Below are 16,991 nucleotides of genomic sequence, written 5' to 3'. Positions count from 1 at the left end.
GAGGGCTGAGCGGCGTGTCCGAAATAGGATGTATTGGGTCGGCAGTGTAGAACGGGAGATGTGACGGCAATGGCTACGGATGATCTCCAGCTCCGCGATGCATCCGCCGTCCTCGACAAGGCCGCGGACGAGAACTTCCCGGTGGCCCCCTTCTTCCTGCCCAGGGCCTGGCGCGACGACCTCATGGCCGTGTACGGCTACGCCCGCCTCGTCGACGACATCGGCGACGGCGACCTGGCCCCCGGCGGCGCGGACGCCCGCCACCTCGGCCTCGACCCGGCCGCCGCCGACGACCGGCTCGCCTTCCTCGACGCCTTCGAGGCCGATCTGCACCGGGTCTTCGACGCCACCCCGCACCATCCGCTGCTGCGCGCGCTCCAGCCCACGGTGCGCCGCCGCGGTCTCACCCCCGAGCCGTTCATCGGCCTGATCGAGGCCAACCGCCAGGACCAGGTCGTCAGGCGCTACGAGACGTACGAAGACCTCGCGGCGTACTGCGAACTCTCCGCCAACCCCGTCGGCCGGCTGGTCCTCGCCATCACCGGCACGGCCACCCCCGAACGCATCCGTCGCTCCGACGCCGTCTGCACCGCACTGCAGATCGTCGAGCACCTCCAGGACGTCAGTGAGGACCTCAGGCGTGACCGTGTCTATCTGCCGGCCGAGGACATGAAGCGCTTCCATGTCCAGGAGCGCGACCTGGCCGCACCGAGCGCAGGCGCGTCGGTGCGCGCACTGGTCGCATTCGAAGCGGAACGCGCCCGCTGTCTCCTGAATGAAGGCACCCCCCTGGTGGGTAGCGTCCACGGCAGGCTCAAGCTGCTGCTCGCGGGGTTCGTGGCAGGGGGAAGGGCGACGGTCCAGTCGATCGCCGCCGCTGGATACGACGTACTTCCAGGACCACCCAAACCCACCAAGCCCCGATTGCTGCGTGCGGCCGGGGCGGTTCTGCGAGGAGAGGGGTGAGCCGGACCGTGGAGTCAGATCCGCACGTGTCCGCGCCGGTACTCGCCGCGTACAGCTACTGCGAGGCCGTGACCGGACAGCAGGCCCGGAATTTCGCGTACGGCATCAGGCTGCTGCCAACGCCCAAGCGGCGTGCCATGTCCGCGCTCTACGCGCTCTCGCGGCGCGTGGACGACATCGGCGACGGCGCGCTCCCGCCCGACGTCAAGGCGGACCGGCTCGACGACACCCGGGCGCTGCTCGTCCGGATCAGTGAAGGCGCGGTCGAGGAGGACGACACCGACCCGGTCGCCGTCGCCCTCGCGCACGCCGCGACCCACTTCCCCATTCCGATGGGCGGCCTCGACGAACTCATCGACGGCGTCCTGATGGACGTACGCGGCGAGACGTACGAGACGTGGGAGGACCTGAAGGTCTACTGCCGCTGTGTCGCCGGTGCCATCGGGCGGCTCTCGCTCGGCGTGTTCGGTACGGAACGGGGGGCGCTCCATGCCGAGCGCGCGCCGGAGTATGCAGACACGCTCGGCCTCGCGCTCCAACTGACCAACATTCTCCGGGACGTTCGCGAGGACGCCGAGGACGGGCGGACCTATCTGCCCGCCGAGGACCTCGCCAAGTTCGGCTGCTCCGCCGGGTTCTCGGGCGCCGAGCCGCCCGCCGGATCGGACTTCGCGGGCCTGGTGCACTTCGAGGTCCGGCGCGCGCGGGCCCTCTTCGCCGAGGGCTACCGGCTCCTCCCGATGCTGGACCGGCGCAGTGGGGCCTGTGTGGCGGCGATGGCGGGCATCTACCGCCGGCTGCTCGACCGCATCGAGCGCGAGCCGGAAGCGGTCCTGCGCGGCCGTGTCTCGCTGCCCGGCCGCGAGAAGGCGTACGTCGCCGTGCGCGGTCTGTCCGGGCTCGACGCGCGCAACGTCTCACGAGGGACCGTCAGGAGGCGCGCGTGAGGTGCGTCCTGGGTGAGTGCGGGGCTCCTGAGACCACCGGCTCGAAGCGGCGGGCAACCCTCCGCTCCATGGTCGCGTCCCAGACTGCAACGGCCGAAAAGGAGGGTGCGTGAACAGCCAGAACATGCCGCCCGACGGGCCGGCCGCGGACGTCGAAGGCCGCCCTGGAGGGGCGGCCGCCGTAGTGGTCGGCGGCGGGCTCGCGGGCATCACCGCGGCGCTCTCGCTCGCCGACGCGGGCCTGCGCGTCACCCTGCTCGAAGGCAGGCCGAGGCTCGGCGGACTCGCCTTCTCCTTCCGGCGCGGCGACCTGACCGTCGACAACGGCCAGCACGTCTATCTGCGCTGCTGCACCGCCTACCGGTGGTTCCTGGACCGCGTCGGCGGCGCGCACCTCGCCCCCGTGCAGGAACGTCTCGACGTACCGGTGCTTGACGCCGACCGCAACCGGCTCGGACGCCTGCGCCGCACCGCGCTGCCCGTGCCGCTGCACCTGGCGGCGAGCCTCGCCACCTACCCGCATCTGTCGGTCGCCGAGCGCGCCAAGGTGGGGCGCGCGGCGCTCGCCCTCAAGGGACTGGATCCGGCCGACCCCGCGCTCGACGGCCAGGACTTCGGCAGCTGGCTGGCCGCGCACGGCCAGTCCGCGCGCGCCATCGAGGCCCTCTGGGACCTCGTGGGCGTCGCCACGCTCAACGCCGTCGCGGGCGACGCCTCGCTCGGGCTCGCCGCGATGGTCTTCAAGACCGGGCTGCTCTCCGACCCCGGCGCCGCCGACATCGGCTGGGCCAGGGTGCCCCTCGGTGATCTGCACGACGGACTCGCCCGCAAGGCGCTCGACGCCGCGGGAGTCCGTACCGAACTGAGGACACGAGTCACCTCCATCTCCCGTACGGAGAACGGTGGTTGGTCCGTGGAGGTTCCCGGCGAGCGCATCGCGGCCGACACCGTCGTGCTCGCCGTGCCGCAGCACGAGACGCACGACCTGCTCCCGGACGGCGCGCTCGACGAGCCCGACCGGCTGCTCGACATCGACAACGCGCCGATCCTCAACATGCACGTCGTATACGACCGCAAGGTGCTCAAGCGGCCGTTCTTCGCCGCGCTCGGCACGCCCATCCAGTGGGTCTTCGACAGGACCGACGCCTCGGGGCTCACCTCGGGGCAGTACCTGGCGCTCTCCCAGTCGGCCGCCCAGGACGAGATCGACGCCCCCGTCGCCGCGCTGCGAGAGCGCTATCTCCCGGAGCTGGAGCGGCTGCTGCCCGCCGCCCACGGCGCCGAGGTGCGGGACTTCTTCGTGACCCGCGAGCGCACCGCCACCTTCGCACCGACGCCCGGCGTCGGCAGGCTCAGGCCCGGCGCCCGTACGAAGGCCCCCGGTCTGTACCTCGCGGGCGCGTGGACCGCCACCGGGTGGCCCGCGACCATGGAGAGCGCCGTGCGCAGCGGCATCAGCGCGGCCGAGGCCGCCCTCGCCACCCTCGACCGCCCCCGTGACCACCTCTTCGCATTCGAGGAGGCGGCGGCGTGAAGCTCGACCTTCTGGGGTCAGGTCCCCAGAACCCCAGCACCGGAACAAGAGGAGAAACTGTGCCGACTGTGCCCTCGGCCGAAACGGCTGCCGACACGGTGGACGTGACCTCACTGCTCGAGCGCGGAAGAACGCTGGCCACCCCGGTGCTGCGGGCCGCGGTGGACCGGCTCGCGCCGCCCATGGACACCGTCGCCGCCTACCACTTCGGGTGGATCGACGCCGCGGGCAACCCGTCCGACGGCGACGGCGGCAAGGCGGTGCGCCCCGCGCTCGCCCTGCTCTCCGCCGAGGCCGCGGGCGCGGCCCCCGAGGTCGGGGTGCCCGGCGCGGTCGCCGTGGAGCTCGTGCACAACTTCTCGCTCCTGCACGACGACCTGATGGACGGCGACGAACAGCGCCGCCACCGCGACACCGTGTGGAAGGTGCACGGCCCCGCGCAGGCCATCCTCGTCGGCGACGCCCTCTTCGCGCTCGCCAACGAGATCCTCCTTGAGCTCGGCACCGTCGAGGCGGGCCGCGCCACGCGCCGCCTCACCACCGCGACCCGCGCGCTGATCGACGGCCAGGCGCAGGACATCTCCTACGAGCACCGCGAGCGGGTCACCGTCGAGGAGTGCCTGGAGATGGAGGGCAACAAGACCGGCGCCCTGCTCGCCTGCGCGGTCTCCATCGGCGCCGTCCTCGGCGGCGCCGACGACCGCACCGCCGACATCCTGGAGAAGTACGGCTACCACCTAGGCCTCGCCTTCCAGGCCGTGGACGACCTGCTCGGCATCTGGGGCGACCCGGAGGCCACCGGCAAGCAGACGTGGAGCGATCTGCGCCAGCGCAAGAAGTCCCTGCCGGTGGTGGCCGCGCTCGCCGCGGGCGGACCCGCGTCCGAGCGGCTCGGCGAGCTGCTCGCCGCCGACGCCAAGAGCAGTGACTTCGAGAACTTCTCCGAGGAGGAGTTCGCCGTGCGCGCCGCGCTGATCGAAGAGGCCGGCGGGCGCGAGTGGACCGCCGAGGAGGCCCGGCGCCAGCACACCATCGCCATCGAGGCGCTTGACACCGTTCAGATGCCGGACCGGGTGCGGGCGCAGCTCGTCGCGCTCGCCGACTTCGTCGTCGTACGAAAGAGATGATCACTATCGCGCGGATATGACTCGCAGTCGCCGGCCGGCGCTTCGCGTCGGCCGACGGCGGACCCACAGCAGACGTGACACCGCACTGCACGAAGGGGAAGCCATGACAGCGACGACCGACGGAAGCACCGGAGCGGCCACGCCCCGCGCAGCCTCGGCCAGCCAGCCCACCGACACCATCGACACGACCGCGGCGACGGCGGGAACCAGGGAAGCCGCCGCACGCGCCATACAACGCTCCACCGAGTTCCTTCTCGCGCGTCAGGACGCCCAGGGCTGGTGGAAGGGCGACCTCGAGACCAATGTGACGATGGACGCCGAGGACCTCCTCCTGCGGCAGTTCCTCGGGATCAGGGACGAGCCGACCACGCGCGCCGCCGGGCTCTTCATCCGCGGCGAGCAGCGCGACGACGGCACCTGGGCGACCTTCTTCGGCGGGCCCGGCGAACTCTCCGCCACCATCGAGGCCTATGTGGCGCTGCGCCTTGCCGGCGACCGGCCCGACGAGCCGCACATGGTGAAGGCCTCCGCATGGGTCCGCGAGCAGGGCGGCATCGCGGCGAGCCGGGTGTTCACCCGCATCTGGCTGGCCCTCTTCGGCTGGTGGAAGTGGGACGACCTGCCCGAACTCCCGCCGGAGCTCATCTACTTCCCCAAGTGGTTCCCGCTCAACATCTACGACTTCGGCTGCTGGGCCCGGCAGACCATCGTGCCGCTCACGATCGTCTCCGCCAAGCGCCCGGTACGCCCCGCGCCGTTCGCCCTGGACGAGCTGCACGCCGACGCGCGCCGCCCGAACCCCGTCAAACCCCTTGCCCCGGTGGCGAGTTGGGACGGCGTCTTCCAGCGGCTCGACAAGGCGCTGCACGTCTATCACAAGGTCGCGCCGCGCCGGGTGCGCAAGGCCGCGATGAACAGCGCGGCGCGCTGGATCATCGAGCGGCAGGAGAACGACGGCTGCTGGGGCGGGATCCAGCCGCCCGCCGTCTACTCCGTGATCGCCCTGTACCTGCTCGGCTACGACCTGGACCATCCGGTCCTGAAGGCCGGGCTCGCCTCCCTCGACCGGTTCGCCGTGTGGCGCGAGGACGGCTCGCGGATGATCGAGGCGTGTCAGTCGCCGGTCTGGGACACCTGCCTGGCGACCATCGCGCTCGCGGACGCCGGACTGCCCGCCGATCACCCGCAGTTGGTGAAGGCCGCCGACTGGATGCTGGGCGAGCAGATCGTCCGTCCCGGGGACTGGTCGGTGCGCAGGCCTCAACTGACGCCCGGCGGCTGGGCGTTCGAGTTCCACAACGACAACTACCCCGACATCGACGACACCGCCGAGGTCGCGCTCGCGCTGCGCAGGGTCAAGCACCCGGACAAGGCGCGCCTGGAGAACGCCATCGACCGCGGGGTGCGCTGGAACCTCGGCATGCAGTCGAAGAACGGCGCCTGGGGCGCCTTCGACGTCGACAACACCAGCGCCTTCCCCAACCGCCTGCCGTTCTGCGACTTCGGCGAGGTCATCGACCCGCCGTCCGCCGACGTCACCGGGCACGTGGTGGAGATGCTCGCCGTCGAGGGCAGATCGCACGACCCGCGCACCCGGCGCGGCATCGAGTGGCTGCTCGCCGAACAGGAGGAGTGCGGGGCCTGGTTCGGCCGCTGGGGCGTCAACTACGTCTACGGCACCGGGTCCGTGGTGCCCGCGCTCGTCGTCGCGGGGCTGCCCGCCTCGCACCGCGCGATCCGCCGCGCCGTCCACTGGCTCGAGTCAGTGCAGAACGACGACGGCGGCTGGGGCGAGGACCTGCGCTCCTACCGTGAGCGGGGCTGGGCGGGACACGGCACGTCGACGCCCTCGCAGACCGCCTGGGCGCTGCTCGCGCTCCTCTCGGCCGGTGAGCGCGAGGCCAAGTCCGTGGAGCGGGCCGTCGACTGGCTGGCCGCGACACAGCGCGAGGACGGTTCCTGGGACGAGCCGTACTTCACCGGCACCGGCTTCCCCTGGGACTTCTCCATCAACTACCACCTCTACCGGCAGGTGTTCCCGCTGACCGCGCTCGGCAGGTACGTCAACGGCGAGCCGTTCACGGGCGGCTCGGGCAAGGGGAGCTGATGGCCGGGGCCCCGGCCCGTCCGCCGGGCCACGCACCGCTGCTGATCGCCTGCGCGCTCGGCATCGAGCACCTCGCCCTGCGCACGGGTGACCGCAGCGGGGCGCCGGGCGCCACGACCGTGCTGCGTACCGGCATGGGTCCCAGGAACGCCGACAGCGCCGTCACCAAGGCGCTCGGCAAGGAGGCCCTGCGCGACGCGGCCGTCCTGGCGACCGGCTTCTGCGCCGGACTCGCCCCCGGCATGCACCCCGGTGACCTCGTCGTCGCCGAGGAGACCAGGGACGCCCGCGGCAGCATCCGCTGCGAGGGCACCGGGCTGCTGGTCGAGGAGCTGGTGAAGGCCGTGCCGGGACGCACGGTGCACACCGGCCCGCTGACCGGCTCCGACCACGTCGTCCGCGGCCACGAGCGGGAGGACCTGCTCGCCACGGGCGCGATCGCGGTGGACATGGAGTCCGCGGCGACCCTGCACAGCGCGGTGCGTGCCGGACGGCGCCCCGTTGCCGCCGTCCGGGTGGTCGTGGACGCCCCACAGCACGAACTCGTCCGCATCGGCACGGTGCGCGGTGGAATATCAGCTTTCCGCGTTCTTCGTGCCGTGCTTCCCGCATTTTTCGAATGGCACCGTTCTTCTTTGCTCCCTCGGAGGTGAGCCAGATGGCCATGCCGCTGCGCCAGACCATCAAGGTCGCGACGTATCTCTTTGAACAGAAGCTGCGCAAGCGGGAGAAGTTTCCGCTGATCGTGGAGTTGGAGCCGCTCTTCGCATGCAACCTCGCGTGCGAGGGATGCGGCAAGATCCAGCACCCGGCCGGGGTGCTCAAGCAGCGCATGCCGGTGGCCCAGGCCGTGGGTGCCGTGCTCGAATCCGGTGCGCCGATGGTGTCCATCGCCGGTGGCGAGCCGCTGATGCACCCTCACATGGACGAGATCGTGCGGCAGTTGGTGGCCAAGAAGAAGTACGTCTTCCTGTGCACCAACGCGATGCTGCTGCGCAAGAAGCTGGAGAAGTTCACGCCTTCGCCCTACTTCGCGTTCGCCGTGCACATCGACGGCATGCGGGAACGGCACGATGAATCCGTCGCGAAGGAGGGTGTGTTCGACGAGGCGGTGGCGGCCATCAAGGAGGCCAAGAAGCGCGGTTTCCGCGTCACCACCAACTCGACCTTCTTCAGTAACGACACCCCGCAGAACATCATCGAGGTCCTCAACTACCTCAATGATGAGCTGGAGGTCGACGAGATGATGCTGTCGCCCGCCTACGCCTACGAGAAGGCGCCGGACCAGGAGCACTTCCTGGGCGTCGAGCAGACCCGCGAACTCTTCAAGAAGGCCTTCGCGGGCGGCAACAGGCGGCGCTGGCGGCTGAACCACTCGCCGCTCTTCCTGGACTTCCTGGAGGGCAAGGCGGACTTCCCGTGCACCGCGTGGGCGATCCCGAACTATTCGCTCTTCGGCTGGCAGCGCCCCTGCTACCTGATGAGCGACGGGTACGTTCCCACGTACAAGGAGCTCATCGAGGAGACCGACTGGAGCAAGTACGGCCGCGGCAAGGATCCGCGGTGCGCCAACTGCATGGCGCACTGCGGCTACGAGCCGACCGCCGTCCTCGCCACCATGGGCTCCCTCAAGGAGTCCATCCGCGCCGCCCGCGAGACGGTCTCCGGAAACCGCGGGTGACGTCGTGACCGCTGGAGAGCCCGTCTCTTTGGGCCTCCCCGAGCTGCCGGTCCGGCCGGTCTCGGAGCGCCGCGTCTCGCGGCGCATCGAGGTCGGGCCGGTGGCCGTGGGAGGCGGTGCGCCGATCTCGGTGCAGTCGATGACGACGACGCGTACGTCGGACATCGGCGCGACCTTGCAGCAGATCGCGGAGCTGACCGCTTCCGGCTGCCAGATCGTGCGCGTGGCCTGTCCCACGCAGGACGACGCGGACGCGCTGGCCACGATCGCGCGGAAGTCGCAGATCCCGGTGATCGCCGACATCCACTTCCAGCCGAAGTACGTGTTCGCGGCGATCGACGCCGGGTGCGCGGCGGTCCGGGTGAACCCGGGCAACATCAAGCAGTTCGACGACAAGGTCAAGGAGATCGCGAAGGCCGCGAACGACGCGGGTACGCCGATCCGGATCGGCGTGAACGCGGGCTCCCTGGACGCGCGGCTGCTCAAGAAGTACGGCAAGGCCACCCCGGAGGCGCTCGTCGAGTCGGCGCTGTGGGAGGCGTCCCTCTTCGAGGAGCACGGCTTCCGGGACATCAAGATCTCGGTGAAGCACAACGACCCGGTGGTGATGGTCAATGCCTACCGGCAGTTGGCGGCGGCCTGTGACTATCCGCTGCACCTGGGGGTGACCGAGGCGGGTCCTGCCTTCCAGGGCACGATCAAGTCGGCGGTGGCGTTCGGCGCGCTGCTGAGCGAGGGCATCGGCGACACCATCCGTGTCTCGCTCTCCGCCCCGCCCGCCGAAGAGGTCAAGGTCGGCATCCAGATCCTGGAGTCGCTGAACCTGCGCCAGCGCCGCCTGGAGATCGTCTCGTGCCCGTCGTGCGGGCGGGCGCAGGTGGACGTGTACAAGCTGGCCGAAGAGGTCACCGCGGGTCTCGACGGCATGGAGGTGCCGCTGCGGGTGGCGGTCATGGGCTGCGTCGTCAACGGTCCCGGGGAGGCCCGTGAGGCGGACCTCGGCGTCGCGTCCGGCAATGGCAAGGGGCAGATCTTCGTCAAGGGCGAGGTCATCAAGACCGTGCCCGAGTCGAAGATCGTCGAGACCCTCATCGAAGAGGCGATGAAGATCGCCGCGCAGATGGAGGACGACGGCATCCCGTCAGGGGTGCCCGACGTCACCGTGAGCTGAGAACAACCGGAGAGGGGGCCCGAGCATGACCATTCTGGACACCATTCGGGGGCCGCGCGATCTGAAGGCGCTGACCGAGGCGGAGCTCGACGAACTGGCAGAGGAGATCCGGGAGTTCCTGGTGCACGCGGTCGCCAGGACGGGCGGTCACCTGGGGCCCAACCTGGGGGTGGTGGAACTCTCCATCGCCCTGCACCGGGTCTTCGAGTCGCCGGTGGACCGGATCGTGTGGGACACCGGCCACCAGAGCTATGTGCACAAGCTCCTGACGGGCCGTCAGGACTTTTCCAAGCTGCGCGGCAAGGGCGGCCTCTCCGGCTATCCCTCGCGCGAGGAGTCGGAGCACGACATCGTCGAGAACAGCCACGCCTCCACGGCGCTCGGCTGGGCCGACGGCCTCGCCAAGGCGCGCCAGGTGCTCGGCGAGCGGGGGCACGTCGTCGCCGTCATCGGGGACGGCGCGCTGACCGGTGGCATGGCCTGGGAGGCGCTGAACAACATCGCGGCCGCCAAGGACCGGCCGCTGATCATCGTCGTCAACGACAACGAGCGCTCCTACGCCCCGACCATCGGCGGTCTCGCCAACCACCTCGCCACCCTCCGTACGACGGACAGCTACGAGCAGGTGCTCGCCTGGGGCAAGGACATACTCCAGCGCACCCCCCTGGTCGGGCGGACGCTCTACGAGTCGCTGCACGGCGCCAAGAAGGGCTTCAAGGACGCCTTCGCGCCGCAGGGCATGTTCGAGGACCTCGGGCTCAAGTACGTCGGGCCGATCGACGGGCACGACATCGGGGCCGTCGAGTCGGCGCTGCGCCGCGCGAAACGCTTCCACGGCCCCGTCCTGATCCACTGCCTCACCGAGAAGGGGCGCGGCTACGAGCCCGCGCTCGCCGACGAGGCCGACCGTTTCCACACCGTCGGCGTCATGGACCCGCTCACCTGCGAGCCGCTCGCGCCGTCCAACGGCCCGTCCTGGACCTCGGTGTTCGGGGACGAGATCGTCCGCATCGGTGCCGAGCGCGACGACGTCGTGGCGATCACCGCGGCGATGCTGGGGCCGGTCGGTCTGACCAAGTTCGCCGAGGCGTACCCGGACCGGGTGTGGGACGTCGGCATCGCCGAGCAGCACGCCGCGGTGTCGGCCGCCGGGCTCGCGACGGGCGGGCTGCATCCCGTGGTCGCGGTCTACGCGACCTTCCTCAACCGGGCCTTCGACCAGCTCCTGATGGACGTGGCGCTGCACAAGTGCGGCGTGACCTTCGTCCTGGACCGGGCCGGCGTGACCGGCGTCGACGGGGCCTCGCACAACGGCATGTGGGACATGTCGATCCTCCAGGTCGTCCCCGGCCTGCGGATCGCCGCGCCGCGCGACGCCGACCAGCTGCGGCTGCAACTGCGCGAGGCGGTCACGGTGGACGACGCTCCGACGCTGCTCCGCTTCCCCAAGGAGTCGGTCGGGCCCGCCATCCCGGCCGTCGACCGGCTCGGCGGGATGGACGTCCTGCTCCAGGAGGCCGACGCCGACGTGCTGCTGGTCGCCGTCGGGGTGATGGCGCCGGTCTGTCTCCAGGCCGCCGAGCTGCTGCGGGCGCGCGGCCTGCGCTGCACCGTCGTCGACCCGCGCTGGGTCAAGCCGGTGGACGCGGAGCTGCCGGGGCTCGCCGCCCGGCACCGGGTCGTGGCGGTCGTCGAGGACAACAGCCGTTCCGCCGGGGTCGGCGCCGCGGTCGCGCTGGCCCTCGGCGAGGCCGAAGTGGACGTACCGGTACGGCGGTTCGGGATCCCCGAGCAGTTCCTCGCGCACGCCAAGCGCGGCGAGGTGCTCGCGGACCTCGGGCTCACGCCGGTCGAGATCGCCGGGCGGATCAGCGCCACGCTGGCGGCCAAGGAGAGCACGGGGGAGCCGGGTTCAGGCAAGGAGCACAGCGCATGACCAAGGAGTTCGGCACGGAGGAACGCGGTGCCAAGGAGTTCGACCTCGGCAGACTCCTCGCCGAGCGGGGCGCCGAGCGCTACGAGCTGCACGCGCGGCACCTCAATCACCAGCTGCCGCGCATGCTGCACACCATCGGCTTCGACAAGGTCTACGAGCGGGCCGAGGGCGCGTACTTCTGGGACGCCGAGGGCAACGACTACCTCGACATGCTCGCGGGCTTCGGCGTGATGGGCCTGGGCAGGCACCACCCCGTCGTACGCAAGGCGCTGCACGACGTCCTGGACGCCTCGCTCGCCGACCTCACCCGCTTCGACTGCCAGCCGCTGCCGGGGCTGCTCGCCGAGCGGCTGCTCACCCACAGTCCGCACCTGGACCGGGTGTTCTTCGGCAACAGCGGGACCGAGGCGGTCGAGACCGCGCTGAAGTTCGCCCGGTACGCCACCGGCAAGCCGCGCGTGCTCTACTGCGCGCACGCCTTCCACGGGCTCACCACGGGCTCGCTCTCCGTCAACGGCGAGGACGGGTTCCGCGACGGCTTCGCGCCGCTGCTGCCGGACACCGCCGTACCGCTCGGCGATCTGGACGCGCTGCGCAAGGAGCTGAAGAAGGGCGACGTCGCCGCTCTCATCGTCGAGCCCATCCAGGGCAAGGGCGTTCACGAGACGCCGCCCGGCTATCTGCGCGCCGCGCAGGAGCTGCTCCATCAGCACAAGGGGCTGCTGATCCTCGACGAGGTGCAGACCGGCCTCGGCAGGACCGGCGACTTCTACGCCTACCAGCACGAGGAGGGCGTCGAGCCCGATCTGGTCTGTGTCGCCAAGGCGCTGTCGGGCGGCTATGTGCCGGTCGGCGCGACCCTCGGCAAGGACTGGATCTTCAAGAAGGTCTACTCCTCGATGGACCGGGTGCTCGTGCACTCGGCGAGCTTCGGCTCCAACGCGCAGGCCATGGCGGCCGGGCTCGCCGTCCTGTCCGTGATGGAGGACGAGAAGGTCGTCGAGAACGCCCGGGTGACCGGGGAGCTGCTCAAGACGCGGCTCGCCGCCCTGGTGGAGCGCTACGAGCTGCTGAGCGAGGTGCGCGGCCGTGGACTCATGGTCGGCATCGAGTTCGGCAGGCCCAAATCGCTGAAGCTGCGCGGCCGTTGGACCATGCTCCAGGCCGCCCGCAAGGGGCTCTTCGCGCAGATGGTGGTCGTACCGCTGCTCCAGAAGCACCGCATCCTCACCCAGGTCTCCGGCGATCACCTGGAGGTGATCAAGCTGATCCCGCCGCTGACCGTGGGCGAGAAGGAGGTGGACCGCTTCGTCGAGGCGTTCACCGCCGTGATGGACGACGCGCACAGCGGCGGCGGGCTGATGTGGGACTTCGGCAGGACACTGGTGAAGCAGGCGGTCGCCAATCGCTGACCGGATTCCTCCGGATGCTTTTGCCTCTCGGGCAAGAAAGTTGCCCGAGAGGCAAGGTTCTGGCTCAATCGGGACATGAGCCCAGCCGAGCCCGTCGAGCCCGCGGACCCGTCCCAGGCGGACGACGCGCTGCCCGCCGTCGCGCCCCAGCTGCGTGAGCTGCGCCGTCGCGCGTCGCTCACCCTGGAGGCCGCCGCCCGCACCGCGGGCCTCTCGCCCGCCCACCTGTCCCGCCTGGAGACCGGTCAGCGCCAGCCCTCGCTGCCCATGCTGCTCGCGCTCGCCCGCATCTACGGTACGACGGTCTCCGAACTACTCGGCGAGACGGTCGCCGACCGGGACTCGATCGTGCGCGCGACCGCCATGGAACCGACCCGCGCGGGCGGCTGGACCTACTGGCAGGCGGGCGCGCCCGGCCGCGGCATGCAGGCGCTGCGCGTGCACGTGCCGCACGGCGCGCAGGGCGACATCGTGCGCGTCCACCCCGGTGAGGAGTGGCTCTACGTCCTCACGGGGCGGCTGCGGCTGCGCCTCGGGGACACCGCGCACGTCCTCGGGCCCGGGGACAGCGCGCACTTCGACTCGCTGACCCCGCACCGGATCGCCGCCGCCGACCGGGACGGCGCCGATCTCCTCTTCGTCCACACGCTGCTGCAGAGCCCCGCCACCGCGCTGTGCCTCGGCGGCCCCACTCAGGGAGAGTCGACATGACGGAATCCGACCCGCAGGGACTTGCCCGTCAGGAGCTGCCCGAGCAGCCGCACCGGACCGAGCAGGACGAGCAGCCGGCTCCGAAGGTGATGCGGATGGAGGAGAAGTTCCCCCGGGCGCTCTGGGTCCGGCTGATCATCTACGTGGCGGTGGGCCACCTCTTCGCGGCCTTCATCTATCTGCTGTTCGAACTGGGCGCGCAGAACCAGTAGCGTGCCGGGACCCGCCCGCCCGGCCGGGTCAGTCCAGCAGGCGCTCGCGCAGCCGCTCCCGGGTCGCCGGGGTCACCTTGAGGCCCTCGGCGAGGTAGCTGTCCACGCCGCCCCAGGTCTCGTCGATCGTCTCGAAGGCCGCCGCAAGGTACTCGGCACGGGCGTCGAAGAGCGGGCTGAGCAGCTCCATGACCTCGGGGGACATCGCGTTGGGGGAGTCGTCGGTGCGGTGCACCCGGTAGCGCCGGTGCGCCGCGTTCGACTCCAGGTAGTCCGCCTCGATGGCGTCGCGCTCGACGCCGACGGCCAGCAGCGTCACGGCTATGGAGAGCCCGGCGCGGTCCTTGCCCGCCGCGCAGTGCATCAGGGCGGGCACACTGTCCTCGGCGAGCGCGTGCAGCACCTGGCCGTGCTCGGCCGTGCGCTGCTTGATGATCGCGCGGTACGAGGTCGACATGCGGTCCGCGGCCTTGCCGTCGGCGAGCACCGAACGCAGCTGGTCGAGCTCGCCGTCGCGGACCATCTTCCAGAACTCGGCGCCGTCGGCCGGGTCGGTCAGCGGCAGGTTCACGTTGCGCACGCCGGGCAGCGCCACATCGGGGCCCTCCAGGCGCTGGTCGGCGGCGTTGCGGAAATCGAAGATCGTGTGCAGACCCAGCGAGCCGAGGAAGACGGCGTCGGCCTCGGTGGCGTGCGCCAGGTGACCGCTGCGGAAGAGCCGCCCCGGGCGGACGCGGCGGCCGTCCACGGTCGGCAGCCCGCCCACGTCACGGAAGTTGCGCACTCCGGCAAGCTCGGGCTCTGTCGACGGGACCTGCTGGGTCACGGGCTCTCCTCGGACTCTGCTGCCGGCGCGGCTCGCCGGTGGACGCGTCTTCGACGATACGACATGGGTACCTGAGGCAATCACCCCTGCGCGGGCGTTGCCCCGGCGGCGAAACGCCCTCCAGGATGTGCCCACGCGCGCGCGTCGGCGCGGACCGTGCAGCCGCGTCGACGGAGGCCTGATGATCGAGATCGGTACGGACCGCCGCACCTGGCTCCTCTCGGGCCCCACCAGCAGCTACGCCCTGCGGCTCACCGGCCGCGACGAGCTGCTGCACCTGTACTGGGGCGCGCGGATCGCCCTGGCCGACGCCGAGGCGCTGGCCGCCGAGCCGCCGCCCCCGGAGCGCGGCTTCGAGTCCTGGCTCGACGGGCGCGAGGAGTATCCGGTGGAGGGCGGCCGCCGCTTCGTACGGCCCGCGCTGTCGGTCCGCGACGAGCGGGTCCGGGGCACCGAGTGGCGGCACACCGGCTCGGCCGCGGCGGACGACGAACTCCAGCTGCACTTCGAAGACCCCCTGCACCACCTCGGGATCACCCTCTTCTACCGGCTGCGGGGCGATGTCATCGAGCGGTTCTGGCTCCTCACCCACCAAGGGGACCACCGCACCGGGCCGCTGGACGTGCTCCGCGCCGACTCCGCGACCTGGACGCTGCCGCGCCGCGAGCGCTGGCGGCTCTCGCAGCTGCACGGCCGGTGGGGAGCAGAGTCACGGCTCGCGCGCGCCGACCTCACGTACGGCGAGCACACCATCGGCAGCAGGCGCGGGCACACCGGCCACGCCCATCTGCCCTGGGTCGCGCTCGACGCGGAGGGCGCGGGCGAGGAGAGCGGCGAGGTCTACAGCTGCGCGCTCGCCTGGTCCGGGTCCTGGCGGATCAGCGTGAGCCAACTGCCCGACGGCGCCGTGCAGATCACCGGGGGCGCGGGCCACGACGACGCCGGGGTCACCGTCCTGCGGCCCGGCACGGCGATCGTCGGTCCGGTCTTCGCCGGTCTGTGGAGCGGCGGCGGTTTCGGCGGCGCGAGCCGCGCCTGGCACACCTATCAGCGCGCGCACGTGATTCCGGACGCCGGGACGGTCAGGCCGGTGCTCTACAACTCGTGGGAGGCCACCGGCTTTGACATCGGCGAGGAGCAGCAGCGGGCGCTCGCGCACCGGGCCGCCGGCCTCGGCGTCGAGCTGTTCGTCGTCGACGACGCGTGGTTCGGCGGCCGGGTCAGCGACCGGGCCGGCCTCGGCGACTGGACGCCCAACCCGGACCGCTTCCCGGACGGGCTCAAGCCGCTGGCCGACGAGGTGCACGGGCTCGGCATGCGGTTCGGGATCTGGGTGGAGCCGGAGATGGTCAACCCCGACAGCGACCTCTACCGCGCGCACCCCGACTGGGTGCAGCACCAACCCGGCCGTACCCGCACGGAGTTCCGCAACCAGCTGGTGCTCGACCTGACCCGCGCGGACGTGGTCGCGTACCTGTGGCAGCAGCTCGACGGGCTGCTCTCCAGCGCGCCCATCGACTACGTGAAGTGGGACTTCAACCGCAGCTTCACCGACGCGGGGCGGCCCGGCGACGCCGATCTGCCCGAGCTGTGGTGGGAGCACCCGCAGTCCCTCTACGGACTGCTCGACCGGCTGCGGGCCGCGCACCCCACGGTGTCCTTCGAGTCCTGCTCGGGTGGCGGCGGACGCATCGACCTCGGCATCCTCGCCCGCACCGACCAGGTGTGGACATCCGACAACACCGACCCCCTCGACCGGCTCGCCATCCAGCACGGCTTCAGCCAGCTGCACCCCGCGCGCGTGATGGCCGCCTGGGTCACCGACAGCCCCAACGTCCAGCTCAACGACCGGATCAGCTCGCTGCGCTTCCGGTTCGTCAGCGCCATGGCCGGGGTGCTCGGGATCGGCGGCGACCTCACCCGGTGGGACGAGAGCGAGCTCGCCGAAGCGCGCGAATGGGTGGATCTTTACAAGGAGATCAGGCCCCTGGTACAACTCGGCGACCTCTACCGGCTGCGTCCGCCGGACGGCGGCCCGAGCGCCGTGCAGTACGTCCTCGGGGACCACGCCGTCGTCCTGGCCTGGCTGCCCGCGCAGTCGTACGGCGAGGAGCAGGCGCCGGTACGGCTGCGCGGGCTCGATCCTGCGGCCCTGTACGAGTGCAGGGACACGGGGGAGACCTACCGGGGCGGGGTGCTCCTGCGGCGCGGGCTGCGGACCGGTCTGCGCGGTGATCTGGACGCCGGGGTGTTCCGGCTGCGGCGGGTCTGAGGGCGGCGGTCCCTTATTCCGGCTTGGGTGAATCTTGACCGGTGGCTTATCTCACGCTCCGTCAACCCCTCCCTACGGTGGCGTAGGTC

The 16,991-nt window shown here is 71.2% G+C and carries 14 protein-coding genes; 13 read left to right on the top strand and 1 reads right to left on the bottom strand.

Translation table 11 applies throughout. From position 1 onward, the window contains the following. Window positions 1-69 precede the first annotated feature (69 nt). From hpnC to ACIO9J_RS11550, 12 genes are all read left to right on the top strand, one after another. Entirely contained in the window at window positions 70-966 is an 897-nt protein-coding gene (hpnC, locus tag ACIO9J_RS11605) for a squalene synthase HpnC (protein ID WP_401996311.1), read from the top strand. Then, window positions 963-1,913, top strand: coding sequence for a presqualene diphosphate synthase HpnD (hpnD, locus tag ACIO9J_RS11600; RefSeq protein ID WP_401996308.1), 951 nt, complete (start codon window positions 963-965; stop codon window positions 1,911-1,913). The genes hpnC and hpnD overlap by 4 nt, the downstream gene beginning before the upstream one ends. A gap of 124 nt (window positions 1,914-2,037) precedes the next feature. Continuing rightward, on the top strand, window positions 2,038-3,447 hold the full coding sequence (hpnE, locus tag ACIO9J_RS11595; protein ID WP_401998497.1) for a hydroxysqualene dehydroxylase HpnE: 1,410 nt from the start codon (window positions 2,038-2,040) through the stop codon (window positions 3,445-3,447). Then, window positions 3,444-4,574, top strand: coding sequence for a polyprenyl synthetase family protein (locus ACIO9J_RS11590; protein WP_401996305.1), 1,131 nt, complete (start codon window positions 3,444-3,446; stop codon window positions 4,572-4,574). Before hpnE ends, ACIO9J_RS11590 begins: the two co-directional genes overlap by 4 nt. 103 nt (window positions 4,575-4,677) lie before the next feature. After that, the gene (shc, locus tag ACIO9J_RS11585; RefSeq protein WP_401996302.1) at window positions 4,678-6,681 is read left to right on the top strand and encodes a squalene--hopene cyclase; all 2,004 of its coding nucleotides are present in this window, start codon (window positions 4,678-4,680) and stop codon (window positions 6,679-6,681) included. After that, a complete protein-coding gene (locus ACIO9J_RS11580) occupies window positions 6,681-7,334 on the top strand; it encodes a 1-hydroxy-2-methyl-2-butenyl 4-diphosphate reductase (RefSeq protein WP_401996299.1) in 654 nt (217 codons plus the stop codon). The genes shc and ACIO9J_RS11580 overlap by 1 nt, the downstream gene beginning before the upstream one ends. A 5-nt stretch (window positions 7,335-7,339) precedes the next feature. Beyond that, window positions 7,340-8,362 carry an adenosyl-hopene transferase HpnH gene (gene hpnH / locus ACIO9J_RS11575; RefSeq protein ID WP_098246159.1) on the top strand — a complete coding sequence of 341 codons (1,023 nt, stop codon included), beginning with the start codon at window positions 7,340-7,342 and terminating at the stop codon, window positions 8,360-8,362. 4 nt (window positions 8,363-8,366) lie between these two features. Further along, a complete protein-coding gene (ispG, locus tag ACIO9J_RS11570; protein ID WP_401996295.1) occupies window positions 8,367-9,533 on the top strand; it encodes a flavodoxin-dependent (E)-4-hydroxy-3-methylbut-2-enyl-diphosphate synthase in 1,167 nt (388 codons plus the stop codon). Between the two features lie 25 nt (window positions 9,534-9,558). Next, the gene (gene dxs / locus ACIO9J_RS11565; RefSeq protein WP_401996292.1) at window positions 9,559-11,469 is read left to right on the top strand and encodes a 1-deoxy-D-xylulose-5-phosphate synthase; all 1,911 of its coding nucleotides are present in this window, start codon (window positions 9,559-9,561) and stop codon (window positions 11,467-11,469) included. Continuing rightward, on the top strand, window positions 11,466-12,881 hold the full coding sequence (locus ACIO9J_RS11560; protein WP_401996289.1) for an aspartate aminotransferase family protein: 1,416 nt from the start codon (window positions 11,466-11,468) through the stop codon (window positions 12,879-12,881). The genes dxs and ACIO9J_RS11560 overlap by 4 nt, the downstream gene beginning before the upstream one ends. A 75-nt stretch (window positions 12,882-12,956) precedes the next feature. Then, window positions 12,957-13,592: a helix-turn-helix domain-containing protein gene (locus tag ACIO9J_RS11555; RefSeq protein ID WP_401996286.1), complete on the top strand. Its 636-nt coding sequence runs from the start codon at window positions 12,957-12,959 to the stop codon at window positions 13,590-13,592. A gap of 95 nt (window positions 13,593-13,687) precedes the next feature. Further along, window positions 13,688-13,804, top strand: a complete 117-nt coding sequence (locus ACIO9J_RS11550) for a DUF6126 family protein (protein ID WP_055697321.1) — start codon at window positions 13,688-13,690, stop codon at window positions 13,802-13,804. Between the two features lie 28 nt (window positions 13,805-13,832). Here the strand turns inward: ACIO9J_RS11550 and ACIO9J_RS11545 are convergent, their stop codons facing one another. After that, the gene (locus ACIO9J_RS11545) at window positions 13,833-14,630 is read right to left on the bottom strand and encodes a tyrosine-protein phosphatase (protein ID WP_401996283.1); all 798 of its coding nucleotides are present in this window, start codon (window positions 14,628-14,630) and stop codon (window positions 13,833-13,835) included. 181 nt (window positions 14,631-14,811) lie between these two features. Here ACIO9J_RS11545 and ACIO9J_RS11540 point away from each other — a divergent pair, with 181 nt between their 5' ends. Next, window positions 14,812-16,902: an alpha-galactosidase gene (locus tag ACIO9J_RS11540; RefSeq protein WP_401996280.1), complete on the top strand. Its 2,091-nt coding sequence runs from the start codon at window positions 14,812-14,814 to the stop codon at window positions 16,900-16,902. The last annotated feature ends 89 nt before the right edge of the window (window positions 16,903-16,991 follow it).

Origin of the sequence: Streptomyces sp. NPDC087300, assembly GCF_044744425.1 — a bacterium.
Classification (GTDB): Bacteria; Actinomycetota; Actinomycetes; order Streptomycetales; family Streptomycetaceae; genus Streptomyces.
The sequence above is the reverse complement of the archived record's forward strand: the minus strand, read 5'-3'. Positions and strand labels throughout refer to the sequence as shown.

Bases quoted from the DNA above. Each gene is read 5' to 3' on its own strand.
- ACIO9J_RS11580 (WP_401996299.1), top strand. From the start codon at position 6,681: ATGGCCGGGGCCCCGGCCCGTCCGCCGGGCCACGCACCGCTGCTGATC.
- ACIO9J_RS11540 (WP_401996280.1), top strand. From the start codon at position 14,812: ATGATCGAGATCGGTACGGACCGCCGCACCTGGCTCCTCTCGGGCCCC.
- hpnE (WP_401998497.1), top strand. From the start codon at position 2,038: ATGCCGCCCGACGGGCCGGCCGCGGACGTCGAAGGCCGCCCTGGAGGG.
- hpnH (WP_098246159.1), top strand. From the start codon at position 7,340: ATGGCCATGCCGCTGCGCCAGACCATCAAGGTCGCGACGTATCTCTTT.
- hpnC (WP_401996311.1), top strand. From the start codon at position 70: ATGGCTACGGATGATCTCCAGCTCCGCGATGCATCCGCCGTCCTCGAC.
- ACIO9J_RS11555 (WP_401996286.1), top strand. From the start codon at position 12,957: ATGAGCCCAGCCGAGCCCGTCGAGCCCGCGGACCCGTCCCAGGCGGAC.
- dxs (WP_401996292.1), top strand. From the start codon at position 9,559: ATGACCATTCTGGACACCATTCGGGGGCCGCGCGATCTGAAGGCGCTG.
- ACIO9J_RS11550 (WP_055697321.1), top strand. From the start codon at position 13,688: ATGGAGGAGAAGTTCCCCCGGGCGCTCTGGGTCCGGCTGATCATCTAC.
- shc (WP_401996302.1), top strand. From the start codon at position 4,678: ATGACAGCGACGACCGACGGAAGCACCGGAGCGGCCACGCCCCGCGCA.
- ACIO9J_RS11560 (WP_401996289.1), top strand. From the start codon at position 11,466: ATGACCAAGGAGTTCGGCACGGAGGAACGCGGTGCCAAGGAGTTCGAC.